Origin of the sequence: Pyxidicoccus trucidator (genome assembly GCF_010894435.1) — a bacterium.
GTDB classification, from domain to species: domain Bacteria; phylum Myxococcota; class Myxococcia; order Myxococcales; family Myxococcaceae; genus Myxococcus; species Myxococcus trucidator.
Genome location: NZ_JAAIXZ010000003.1, coordinates 764,113 through 777,648 on the forward strand (window position 1 = coordinate 764,113; position 13,536 = coordinate 777,648).

A 13,536-nucleotide genomic window follows, 5' to 3' on the forward strand; every position below is an offset into this window, starting at 1 on the left:
GCTTGCACATGCGAAGACGAGTTGTCGTCTCCATGGCTGTTGGTGCTGGTGTCCTTGCGTTGGCGGCTCCCTCGTCCGTTCGTGCGTACCGCACGTGGGCCGAGGAGCAGCGCCGTCTGCGCTTCGAGGACTTCATGCAGCAGCCCGGTGAAGATGCCCCCCCGCAGCTGAAGGCCGAAGTGGCAGAGGAGTTGTTCGAGAATTCCTACCAGGAGCACGACATCGACGACGCGTTCGGTCGATGGATGGCCCACAAGGCCTACTGGGGCATTCCCACGGCGCAGAGCACCGCCACCCTGCTGGCCGAGGCCCGCGCCGAGGCCGAGCGCTGGCCGAACCTGATGCCCCGGGCCCGGGGTGAGAAGGGACTGGGACAGAGCGCCAACGCCTGGGTGAACCTGGGGCCCCACGACGCGCGCTTCCAGTTCAACGGCACGCGCTACACGCAGGTGGACTCCGGCCGCATCACCGCCATCTCGGTGGACCCGAGAGACCAGAACATCGCCATCATCGCCACCTCGGGCGGCGGTGTGTGGAAGACGTTCGACATGCAGTCGCCGGACCCGCTCTGGCACCCGCTGACGGAGACGCTGGGCAACCTGGCCGTGGGTGACATGGCCATGGACCCGCAGAACCCGGACACGCTGTACGTGGGCCTGGGTGACTTCGTGGACCTGGCCGGCGGCCAGGTGTTGAAGTCCACCAACGGCGGCTCGAGCTGGGGGACGCCGGTGTCCCTGACGGGCACGTACCCGGCCGGCTCGGGCGGGCTGACGGTGAGCGCGCTGCGCGTGCGCGCCCTCCGCGTGGACCCGAGCAACTCCAACCTCCTCCTCGTGGGCACGGAGGCGGGCCTGTACCGCTCCACCAACGCGGGTGCGTCCTTCCAACTGGTGGACCTGCCCAACTTCGGCACGCAGACCCCGGACACGGTGTGGAACATCGCCTACACGGGCCAGGTCGGCGGCGTGAGCCGCTGGGCCATCAGCGGGACGGCCTACCAGACGCCCACCTCGGCGGCGCCCACGGCTTCCACGGCGGTGCAGGGTGACATCTGGGTGAGCACGGACGCGGGCCAGACCTGGTCCTCGCGCCTGGCGGCCAACGCGCTGCCGGACTACGACAACAACCCCGCCACCGTCCCGAACATCTCGCGCGTGGCCATCGCCGCGGGCTCGCCGCCCGAGGACCCGACGCGCACGGTGCTGTACGCCCTGGCGGGCCAGCGCACCGCCGTGGGCAACGGCGCCGGCATCTGGCGCTCCACCGACGCGGGCAACACCTGGCAGGACGTGTCCGGCAACGGCCAGGGCGACGGCCAGCCGCGCAACATGACGTACCTGGACACCACCCAGTGCGAAACCATCAACGTGCACAAGGGGCAGGCCTGGTACAACGCCACCCTCGCGGTGGACCCGGGTGACGACAACCGCGTCATCCTCGGTGGCACCTACTGCGGCCTGCGCACCATCAACGGCCTGGCCGGCCAGCCCACCTGGGAGAACGTGTCCCACTGGCTGCCCACGTACACGGACGGCTCCACCACGGACGACGGCCTGCTGCCGTACGTGCACGCGGACTGGCACGAGACGCTCGTGGTCCGCACGCCCACCGGCTACATGGTGTTCTCCGGCAACGACGGTGGCCTCTTCGTGTCCACCAACGTCTTCAACCCCGGGAAGATCAACCAGGAGACGGTGCAGTGGCGCTTCCCCAACCGGGGCCTGGCGACGCACCTGATGTACAACGTCGCCTCGGGTGACCCGGCGAACGGCGACCAGTTCATCGCCTTCGCGGGCCTGCAGGATAACGGCACGCGCTTCCGCGACACGCAGGGCTCGCCCACCACCTTCAACCAGGTCATCGGCGGTGACGGCATCGGCGTGGCCGTGTCCCGCGTGGGGGAGGACACCCTCTACTGGGGCACCGTGCAGAACAGCTCCACCCGCTGGTGCGACCCTGACGACGCGGCCTCCAACCAGTGCAACCAGGGTGTGGGCGGCACGTGGCGCACGCTGGCGCCGCCCACCACCGCGGCCACGGGCGGCTGCGCGGGCGACGTCGGGGTGTTCCTCTCCAAGGTGCGTCCCGTCAACACCGGCAACCGGGTGGCGGCCATCGCCAGCACCACCTTCAGCGTCTTCCGGCTGGTGGGCACGCCGAGCGGCACGGACCGCCGCCAGTGGCAGCTGCTGGGCCCGTGCAACACGGGCAACCAGGTCCGCGCGCTGGGCGTGTCGTCCACGGTGGACGGCCTGTACGGCGTCGCCGCGTCGGGCGGGCGCTACCGCATCACCTCCAACTGCACGCTGGACACCCCGGCCGCCTCCTGCACGTGGACCCAGACCAACCTCATGGGCGTGGACCTGAACGGCAACGGCCAGGTCGAAGGGACCGAGGCCCCCACCTTCACCAGCAGCGTGGACTTCCCGCCGAACCACACCGGCATCACCCCGGGCAGCGTGTTCGTGGCCTCCAGCGCCGCGCCGGGCGGCACCCTCGCCGCGGGCGTGGGCCGCGTGTTCCGCACGTTCGACCGGGGCCAGACGTGGCAGAACATCAGCGGCAACCTGCCCGACGTGGGCGTGCAGGTGGTTCGCTACGACCTGTCGGACACCACCAACCAGACGATTTTCGCTGGCACGGACCTGGGCGTCTACCGGACCACCAACGGGGGCGTCACGTGGGAGCGCTACGGCGTGGGCCTGCCGCTGGTGCGGGTGACGGACATGTTCGTGGGCCGCACGGGCGGCCTGCTGCGCGTGTCCACCTTCGGCCGCGGCCTGTGGGAAATCTACCCGTCCGCCACCGCCGAGCGCGGCGTGGCCGGCAACGGTGACTATGACCGCAACGGGCAGTTGGACTTCGTGGACCTGCTGGCCACGGCGAACCGCCTGGGCACCACCCCGGCCACCGAGTCCCAGCCCTACTACGACTGGAACCAGGACGTGGTGGGCACCGCCAACGCGGTGGACGACCAGGACCTGACCCAGCTCCTCAACCGCTACGGAGGGCGGCCGTGAACATGCGCGCGTCCTCTTCCCCCCATTCGTTCCTGATGGAGCGCAACATCGTGACCCAGCGCATCGCCGTCGGTCTCACGCTGCTCGCGGCATTGTTCGCCAGCGCGTGCGGTGACGACCCGAAGCCCCAGCCCGCGGAGGCCACCCTGGCCTTCCGCTCCCAGCCCGGCTCGGTCCGGGCCGGAGAAGCGCTGGGCACCGTCGAAGTAGCCCTCGTCGACTCCAGCGGCAACGTGCTCACCGACCGCGGTGGGACGGTGCAGCTGACGTTGGCGGATGCTCCCGCCGGCGCGCAGCTCGGCGGAACCACTCGCGGCACGCTCAACTACGGCGTGGCCCGCTTCACCAACCTCACCGTGGCGAAGGCCGCCGCCAACCTGAAGCTGGCGGCCCAGCTGGGCTCGCAGAACGCCAGCAGCCAGGCCTTCACCGTTCGCCCGGCGGCTCCCGCGGCGATGGCAGTCACCACCGGCCCCACGGACGTGGATGCCAACGGGGTGCTCGCTCCGGTGAGCGTCACGCTGCGTGATGCCTACGGCAACGTCCCCGAGGAAGTCGTCTCCGTGACGGTGGCGCTGGAGGGTGGCACCACGGGCGCCACGCTGTCCGGCAACACCACCGCCACGACGGTGGATGGCGTCGCCACCTTCACCGAGCTGTCCATCGACGAGGACGGCGAGGGCTACGTGCTGGCCTTCTCCGCTCCCTCGCTGACGGCGGCGAAGACCGCGGCCTTCAAGGTGCGCCCGGCCCAGCCGGCCAGCCTGAGCTTCACCACGCAGCCGGCGACGTCCACGGTGGCGGGCGCCAACCTGGAGTCGGTGAAGGTCTCCCTGCTGGACTCGCGGGGCAAGGTGGCGAAGAAGGCCGAGGGCTCCGTCACGGTGGAGCTGGTGGCCAGCAACGGCGCCACGCTGGCGGGCACGCTCTCCGCGACGGTGGCCGCGGGTGTGGCCTCCTTCGACACGCTGAGCATCCGCAAGGCGGGCACTGGCTACCTGCTGCGCGCCAGCTTCGGCTCGCTGACGGCGGCGGACTCCTCCGCCTTCGCCATCATCCCGGCCGCAGCGGCGCGGCTGGCCTACGTGGCGGCGCCCGCCGCGGCCACGGCGGGCTCGGCTTTCGAGCCGGCCGTGCAGGTGGAGCTGTTGGACGCGTATGACAACCGCACCCCTTCCACCGCGACGGTGGAGGTGGGGCTCGGCGCCAACCCCGGCAACGCGACGCTGAATGGCACGCGCTCGGTGTCCGCGGTGGACGGCCTGGCGACGTTCTCCAACCTGTCCATCAACGTGGCGGCCCAGGGCTACACCCTGACGGCCACGTCGGCGGGGCTGGACGCCGCGACGAGCGGCGCGTTCAACGTGGCGCACGCGACGGTGGCCTCGGTGGCCTTCACCACCCAGCCGCCCGCCGAGGTTCCGGCGGCCGAGGCGCTGTCCCCGGCCATCAGCGTCACCGCGAGCGATGCATTCGGCAACGTGGTGACGGCCTCCACGGGCACCGTGAGCATCGCGCTGGGCACCAACCCCAGCGGCGCCACGCTGTCTGGCACCACGCAGGTGGCGCTCGCCAACGGCGTGGCGTCCTTCACCACCCTGGCCGTCGACCTGGCGGGCACGGGCTACACGCTGTCCGCGACGCTGGACAGCGTTCCCCCGGCGACGAGCACGGCGTTCAACGTGACTCCGGCCGTGGCGAGCCTGGCGCTCGTGGCGGCTCCGGGGAACATCACGGCGGGCAACGCCTTCAACCCCGTCATCGAGGCGGAGTTCCGCGACGCGGGCGGCAACCGGGTGCCCTCGCGCGCCACGGTGACGGTGCGGCTGGCCGGCAACCCCGCCGCGGGCGCGCTGGTGGGCACCACGTCGGTGGCGGCCGTCAACGGCCGGGCCCAGTTCCCCGGCCTGACGCTGCACAAGGCCGGCACGGGCTACACGCTGGAGGTCACCTCGGGCAGCTTCACCTCGGCGGCCAGTGGCGCGTTCGGCGTGGCGCCCGCGGCAGCGGACCAGCTGGTGGTGACGCAACAGCCGCCGGAGACGGTGGTGGCCGGTGCCGACATGGGCACCCTCACCGTGGAGGTGCAGGATGTCTACGGCAACCGCATCCCGACGTTCGGCAACCTGGGCGAGACGATGTCGGCCGGCGTGGACTACGACCGCAACCCGAACGGTGCCTCGGTGTACGGCACGCGTGAGGTGGCGGTCTCCAACGGCGTGGCCACGTTCACCGGGCTGAGCCTGGACAAGACGGGGGACACGGAGATGGTCTTCGTGGCCTACAACGCGGCCTTCACCGAAATCTACCTGGGCTACTCGCGGCCGGTCGCCGTCACTCCGGCGGAGGCGGCGGGGATTGCGTTCAACGCGGTGGCGGAGACGACGCCTGCGGGCTCGGCGATTGGCCCGGCGGTGCAGGTGCGGGTGACGGACCGGTTCGGCAACGCGACGAGCGGCAGCGGTGACGTGACGCTGGTGCTGGGCGCCAACCCCGGTCGTGACACGCTGCGCGGCACGCTCACGGCGGCCGTGACGGACGGCGTGGCGAGCTTCGCGGACCTGGTGCTGCAGAAGGCCGGGCAGGGCTACACGCTGAAGGCGAGCCTGGGCGCGCTGACGCCCGCGACGAGCGGTCCGTTCGCCATTGTCGGCGCCGCTCCCACCCGGGTGGAGTTCGTCGCGCAGCCGCGCTCGACTCCCAACGGGCTGCCGCTGAATGAGGTGGCGGTGCGCCTGGTGGACGCGTTCGACAACACGTCCACGTTGGAGGCTCCCATCTCGCTGGCGCTGGGCAACGCGAATGGCGCGGTGCTCGGCGGCTCGGTGGCGGTGCCCGCGCAGGCGGGCGTGGCGCGCTTCACCGACCTGACGGTGGACCGTGGCGGCCAGGGCTACGTGCTGGCGGCGACGGCGGGCACGCTGGTGGGTGCCGACTCCAACGCGTTCAACGTGTACAGCGCGTCGCTGGCGTACACGGACCCGGCGTCGGGCCGCATCCGGCTGATGCGCAACACGTCCTCCACGGACACGCGGCTGGTGCTGGACGTGGTGGCCGCCGAGGAGCTGAGCGGCTACGGCGTGGGCTTCAACCTGCCGGTGGACACGACGAAGGTGCGGCTGGCGGCGCAGGACTCCATCACCGCGGGTGCCATCCTGTCGGTGGGGGCCTCGGTGCCGGCGGTGGCGGTGGGCCTGCCGACGAGCGGCCCGCTGTCCGGCGTGCTGACCAGCGGCATCAGCCAGAAGGCCTCGGGTTCGGGCGCGGTGGCGACGGACACGACCATTCCCGCGGGCAGCGTCCTGTACCAGCTCTCGCTCGAGCTGGCTCCGGGCGCCGAGGCAGGGGTGGTGTTCGACGGTGCCAACCTGGGCAGCCGCTTCAAGGGCCTGCTGCGCAACAAGCTGGGGGATGACGTCGTCGGCAGCGCTGGCTTCGGCATCGGCCGGCTGGAGATTGCCGCCGACGCCGGCTTCCAGAAGACGGCGCACCGGTAGCTGAAGGCTGCATTCGCCTCACCTCCGGGTGAGGCGTTCTCGGGCCCTGCTCGGGTGGCAAATGCCATCCGGGCGGGGCCCGGGTGTTTTTGCAAGCCATTGAGAGTCCAGGCACGTCAGGAAGCAGCGGCCCCATCGGTCCGGTGGCTGTATTTGGTGCTGGACGCCGATGTGAAAAGGCCTCATAGACAATGCACTTTTATCGCTGCGGGTGGGCAGCCAGCCATGAGGGGAGTCTCATGATGGAGCGTGTTGCCCGCACGCGGGAAGAGTCATGCCTTTCGCGTCAGAGGCTCCGTTGGGTCCTCCTGGCGGTGGGGCTGTTTGTCGCCGGTTGTGACCGGGGCGCGAGTCCGCCACCCGAGGCGCCGCCGGCTCCCGACTCCGTCGGAGCCGTCGTGCGCGAGTGGAGTCCGAGTCCCGTGGGCGACGCGGGCGTGGAGCCACGCGCCGTGGGCGAATCCTGCGTGACGCACGGCGCGGCGGAGTGCGCGAGCGGGTTGTGCGTGCGCACGGCGACGGGCGCGCGACTGTGCAGCCGTGAGTGCGCGGTGGCGTCCGACTGTCCAAACGGCTGGGGTTGCGTGGCGACGGTGCCCGGCGGCACCGAGCGCCTCTGTCTGCCCAAGCCCGCGCGCCGGTAGCGCGTCCGCAATCCACATCCTGTCCTTCTCTTTCTTCATCCGGGCCCCCGCCCGGCGATACGGCTCTATGAATCCAGACACGCAGAACGGTAGAGGGCGCCTCTCCAGGTGGGCAGTCGCGGCGCTGGTGCTCACCGCGGTGGGAGTGGCGGTGGCGCAGACCGCGGGCTCCACGGAGTCGGACGCGGAGGTGCAGGCGGACGTCGAGAAGGCCACGGCCACGCCGCTTCCGCCGCTGGGCGGCCCCCGGACGGCGGGCGTCGACGGCGAGGTGTCGCTGGGCAGCCTGCGGGCCAACTACAGCCACACGGACGTCACGGTGCGGGGCACCCTGGGGACGGTGGCCTTCGAGCGCCGCTACGCCATGGACACCCTGAGCGACATGGCGCGCCTCAACCAGCGCCCTGACTGGCCGCCCTTCGGCAGCATGAAGGCCGACGCGCTGGGCCACTACCGCCATGCGGCGGCCCTCCAGTGCGGCATCGCCATCAACCCGGAGGAGAAGAACGACTGCAAGGGCGGTCTGCGCTGGCGGCACAACTGGGACAGCTGGGTGATGCATGAAGCGAAGGAGCTTCCCTGCCAGGTGGGAAGCGGGGACCTGTGCGAGACGGACCCCCAATATGACTTGAAGTGGAAGGTGAGAGACCCGGATGGGAATGTCCTGGTCTTCAAGCCCTGCTACCTCGGCCGCTCCGGCGGCCTGCCGCCGCTGACCTCCTGCTTCGCCCGCAACCACGCGGACTCCGACGTGAAGCTGGAGTACTTCGAGCATGCCTACGTGCTGCATACGCCGAAGGGGCGCTATGTGTACGCCGAGCCCCTGTACAGCTTCGGGACCCAGCCCGAGTTCCCGCCGGAGCCGGGCTGGGTGAGCTACCGCCTCAGCTACGTCCTGACGCCCGAGCTCGAGGCGCCCGGCTGCTCGATTTTCGGCCCCGCCACGGCCTGCCAGCGCCGGGTGGCCACGCTCCACTACGACAAGGTGTGTGTCTCGGACAAGGCCCAGGTGCTCAACCCCGGTGACAATACGTACGTCACCTCCATCGAGGTGGCCGGCGGCGGCACGCTGTGGCTGGACTACGGAGCCGTCCACATCCGGAACCGGAACCAGCTCATCAACTACATCGCCGACGGAGGGACGGATGGGAAGTTCGTGCCTTCGAAGGAGTGCGTGCTCAAGAAAATCTGGCTGTCGCCGCCGGGAGCGACGGTGCCGCCGACGGCGGACGAGCCGGTGGTGTCCTATCTCTACACGGAGGGCACCTATGAGAACGACACCGGCAACACCACCGAGCGCGTGAGCGGGTTGCTGGAAGAGGCGGTGCTGCTCGCGGGAGGCCCGGTTGCGGGCGCCGCGGGCACCGAGACGCGGCTGCGCTACGAATACGTGGAGCCGGTGCTCCATGCGGACGGCGGCGCCTCTTCGCAGCCCCTGCGCACCTTCCGCGTCCTGCGCAACGGTCTCTTCGAGCGCGAGCTGGTGATGGACTCGGCGGACGGGGCCTACGTGAAGCAGGTCCGCGTGGGGGACACGCAGGTCAACCTGTGGGCCGACAACAACTACAACCCCTACCGGGTGCCCAACGGCGGCTCGCCTCCGTACTGCCACCCGGGCCGCTTCGGCACGCCTCCCGAGGCCTCGGACTGTCTGGGGAGCCAGACGCAGCACCAGCAGACGCAGTGGACCACGGTGGGAGATGGCAGCGGGGTGCTGCTGCCGGGCCTGCGGCAGGACTCGTTCATGTCCGTGAAAATCAAAAGCCCGCATGGCCCGCTGCTCGCCGACGCAGGCGTGGCGTGCACGGGGGCGGCCTGCAACGCGCTCGCGCCCGGGCAGCGCAATCGCACCTGGGGGGTGAAGTCGATGGACCCCTGCCGGCCGGGGCAGAGCTGCCATCCGCTCCTCTATGACTACAACGTCTTCGCGACGTCCAGTGTGCGCGACATGCGCGGCAATCGCGTCGTCTATGACAACGAGCTCGCGCCCATCGGCGTGGGCGTGCCGGATGGGGGGATTGGCGGTGCCGTCTCCCTGCCTCCCGTGGAGCTGAACCGGGTGCGGGCGGGCGCCTCGCAGGTGGACGGCAGCGACGCGCTGCTGACGCGCCACTTCACGTACTCCTATGGGCCCACGTACCGGCAGCAGGTGAAGGACGAGTGGGGGGACTCCTCGCTGGTGCCCTACGGCGCCTACCAGGTGCGCCGCCACTACGACGCGGCCACGGGCCGCCTCACGGGCGTGGTGAAGAGCGGCTACACCCTGCAGTTCGACACGACCACCCACACCTGGGCCCCGGTGCAGCGCCACCTCGCCACCTTCTACCGCTCGACGTACTCGTGCAGCGTGGACAGCGGCGCCGCGCGCACGGGCCATGGGGACGCGAAGGGACGGGTGGTGGAGGTGGCGGGGCCCTGCCCCGTCTCCGGGCCGGACGACCCGCAATGCGCGTCGGGACAGTTCACGGTGCCCGTGACGCAGTACGAGTACTGGCCGGAGTCGGCGGCGCCCCAGCTGGCCGGGCGGCTGGCGGTGAAGCGCGTCTTCAGCCGCACCTATGGAGATGGCACCTGCAACATCCCCGGTCTGCCCGTCGCCCCGACGTCCTACGTCGAGACGCGCTATGAGAACTACGACGCGCGGGGCCAGCTGACGCAGCTGCGTGACGCCAACGACGTGGTGACGAAGTACCTCTACGCGGGCAACAAGCTGGTGGAGACCCGGGTGGCGGACGGCATGCCCCTGGTGGCGGTGACGACGTACGGCTACGACACCGGGCAGGGGACGGGCGACTGGGTGCGCCACCCGGACGGCCGCTACGAGGTGCAGTGCTTCCGCACGGGCACGACGCCGGGCCTGGGCTGCACCGGCGGGGTGCTCACCGACAAGCTGCAGTGGAAGGCCACGTCGCGCGCCCCGAATGGCTTCATCTACAGCGAGCGCGCCGACTACCTCTACACGGTCAACGGGCAGTTGATGGGGGAGACGGTGAGTGACAGCACGGGCGCGGTGCGGCGCCAGCGGTACTTCGATGGGGACCCCCTGGGCCGCACCACCTACGAGGCCATGGGCAGCGCGGTGTCGGCGGCGGCCAGCGACTCGCGCTACCACCAGGTGTCCCTCTTCGACATGGAGGGCAACCGCGTGGGCCTGGGCACGGCCTACCAGCCGACGTCCTCTCCGCTGGAGCCGCTGTGTGGCGGCTTCGGCCCCCAGTCCACCCAGGCGGATGCCCTGCCGGCCTCGCCCCTGTGCAAGGCCTTCCAGTATGACCGGCTCAACCGCCTGTCGCGGCTGATAGAGCCGATGGACACCCAGGGCAGTGAGGTGGCGGTCACCTGCCTCGCGTACGACGTCCGCGGCAACCTCGCGAGCGTGAACCGCGCGGGGGCGAGCCGCCCCTGCGACCCGGCGGCGCAGCACATCGTGCACTACACGCATGACGACTTCGGGAACCTGGTGCGCGTCACGGCGCCCTGGGCCCGGAGCGCGAGCGGCCTCGCGGGCGAGTACCGCTATGGCTACGACACGGCCGGCAACCTCGCCGTCAAGCAGACGCCCTCCATGGCGCAGGCAACCCCCGCCACCTGGGTGGAATACAAGTACGACGCCATGGGGCGGCCGCTGTGGGCGCAGGCGGGAACGGCCAGCACGTACAACTCCTACCAGACGCTGTTTTCGTATGGCTACGACGGCCAGGAGTTCGCGCCGACCTTCTGCCCTGGAAGCAGCACCTACCAGGATGGGCTGCCTCGGCAGAAGGGCCGGGCGCAGGTGCTGACGGACTCGTTTGGTGACACCTGGTTCGCCTACGACGTGCACGGGCGGCCCACGGCGCACTGGCGCGTGCGCGCGAAGGCGGGGCATGCGCCGCGCACGCAGGGCTGCGGCCGCGCCAACACCCCCGACTATCCCAATCGCTGGTTCTACTACGACCCGGCGGGCCGGCTCGTCAACGAGGTGCTGCCGGGCGGACGCGGGCTCTACTACGTCTTCCACTCCAGTGACTTGTCCATGCCGCACCGGGTGGAAGAGGTGCGCGCCACGACGTGGAGTGGCTCGAGCTGGAACAACTCCATGACGGTGGTGAAGGACGTGCAGTGGGAGCCGTACGGCGGCATCCGCTCGTATGCGGTGCAGACGCACCAGTCGACGGGGACGGGCAGCACGCCGTGGCGCTACGTGGACTACCTGCGCACGGCGCCGGCCACGGTGCCGCTGGCGAAGTGCAATGAGACGGCCATCGTCACTGGCAGCGACTACACGGGTCGGCTGAAGGCCGTCACCGTCTCCACCGAGGCGGAGCGCGCCGCCAACCGGCACGGCGACATCTACAAGCGCGTCTACACGTGGAAGGCGGACCAGGTGGTGCGCGAGGACACGTGTGTCCTGGAGGCGGGCGACGTGGCGCCCGAGACGCTGAAGTACGCGGGCGTCCAGGGCGAGGCGGGCTTCGACACCCGGGGCCAGCTGCGGCATGTCTCCGGACGGCCGTATGATTTGCGCACCTACGTCCATGACAGCCTGGGCAACCGCTTCAGCGAGCGCCGTGGCAACTTCGTCTTCCAGCTGGGCTACGTGCCGGGGACGGGCGGCCTGCGCGAGGACCAGCTGCGCACCCGCACCACCCGCGAGTGCACCGATGCGAGCTGCGCCCAGAGCACCGCGCTCAGCAGCCCCACCGAGAGCTACGACTACGACGACGACGGGCGCCTTGCCGTGAAGGGCTGGGACGGGCTGGCTCCGGACCCGAGGCGCCTGGGGCAGCTCACGTTCGGCACGGCGCTGGATGGGCCTCACGCGGCCCTGGGGGCCGTCTACCGGAGCGTGTCCGACGACTCGGGCCGCACGTGGGAGTACTTCTACGACGCGGTGGGCCGCCGCCGGCTCAAGCAGCACCTGGGCGGCGCTTCGGAGGAGTACTTCCATGACAAGACGTTCCTGATGGAGGACTGGGGCGTCACGAGCCTCAACGCCGCCGAGGCGGACTCGGTGCGTGACGAGTACATCTGGCTGGATGGCCGCCCCGTGGTCGTCTTCAAGGCACGCGTCAACCACACCGGTGGGCGCGTGGCCGACTTCACCGGCACGTGCGAGCGCCACACCGATGACGTGGCGCCCGCCTGCGGTGTCTACTTCCCCATCACCGACGTGCTGGGCAAGCCGGTGCTGATGCTGGACGGGGCGGGGCTCGTGACGGGCGTGGCCGACCATGACGCCTTCGGCCACGTCAATCGCGTCAGCCACCCGGCCGAGAGCCCTCATCCTTCAACCTTCGGGGGCCAGCAGCTGCTGCTCGACACCACCACGGCGCTGCCCGCGCCCAGGGCTGGCATCAGCGTGCACGTGAGGGGCCGCTTCAGCGTCCTCCAGGGGTGGGACGGCGGCGAGGCCTTCCTCACCAACGGCTCGGACGTCCGCCTGAGTCCGGTGACTTCGGGAGGGCTCACCGGCGTCATCAGCACCGCGGGCCGCTCCGCGGCGACGCCCTGGGCCAATGCCTCCAGTGTCTCGCAGGTGCGGGTGTACTTCAGCGAGCCCGCCAACCCCGCGTACGACGATACGCAGCCGTCACCCTGGGGCGCGAGCCTCGAAGGGCTCGAGTACCGGCGCTTCCAGACGGGGGCCACGCCGGTGTGGCTGCCCCTGCGGCTGCCCGGCCAGTACCACGACGTGGAGACGGACCTCTTCGAGAACTGGAACCGGTACTACGACGCGAACCTCGGGCGGTACCTGGCGCCGGAGCCGAAGCTGATGAATGCGGCAGCGGTGGTGAAGCAGCTCGGCGATGGCTCGGGGACTCCGGTCTATGCCTATGCCCGGGGCAATCCGGTGCGGATGACTGACCCGGATGGGCTGGATGCCATCAACAGGAGCTCGGATGACGCGTGGGTCAAGCCCGAGGGCGAGAACTCGCCCTACTGCGTCATCGCAGTGAATGGAAAGGCGACCTGTGGCGTCTCGCGTGACGGCACCACGCCCGTCAAGCTCGCGCCCGGGGAGAAGTACGTCTCACCCACGGGCAGGCAGGATGGCGTGTCCACGTCGGCTCGCCCTGGCGAGGTGTTCAAGACCAAGGACGGGATAGACGCGACGATTCTGCCCGGTGGCAAGGTGGAGGTCAGCCCCACCAGCATTGTCGCCACGGCCGATTCCGTCCTCGTTACCTCTATCGACGTGGGTTCCATGGAGCATGCCATGGCCACTCCACTCGGGGACTTCCTGATGAAGAAGCAGCAGCCCAATCCCGAGGACCCCCATAGTGGAGGATGGAAGAACAGCGACTGGGTCGAGCAACATGGAGGCGCCGGGTGGAAGCCCCTCCTGGAGAAGTCGCGGTCCGACCCCAAGCAGGGGACGAAGTAGGAGAG

Annotated in this window: 4 protein-coding genes; all 4 read left to right on the forward strand. The window is 70.3% G+C overall.

The features are described 5' to 3' along the window. Positions 1 to 8: 8 nt before the first annotated feature. The gene (locus tag G4D85_RS13200; RefSeq protein WP_164011674.1) at positions 9 to 3,023 is read left to right on the forward strand and encodes a beta propeller repeat protein; all 3,015 of its coding nucleotides are present in this window, start codon (positions 9 to 11) and stop codon (positions 3,021 to 3,023) included. A 2-nt stretch (positions 3,024 to 3,025) separates the two neighbouring features. Further along, the gene (locus G4D85_RS13205; protein ID WP_164011676.1) at positions 3,026 to 6,520 is read left to right on the forward strand and encodes a beta strand repeat-containing protein; all 3,495 of its coding nucleotides are present in this window, start codon (positions 3,026 to 3,028) and stop codon (positions 6,518 to 6,520) included. Between the two features lie 398 nt (positions 6,521 to 6,918). Beyond that, positions 6,919 to 7,164, forward strand: a complete 246-nt coding sequence (locus G4D85_RS13210; protein ID WP_164011677.1) for a hypothetical protein — start codon at positions 6,919 to 6,921, stop codon at positions 7,162 to 7,164. A 67-nt stretch (positions 7,165 to 7,231) separates the two neighbouring features. Then, positions 7,232 to 13,531: an RHS repeat-associated core domain-containing protein gene (locus G4D85_RS13215; RefSeq protein ID WP_164011679.1), complete on the forward strand. Its 6,300-nt coding sequence runs from the start codon at positions 7,232 to 7,234 to the stop codon at positions 13,529 to 13,531. Positions 13,532 to 13,536 lie beyond the last annotated feature (5 nt).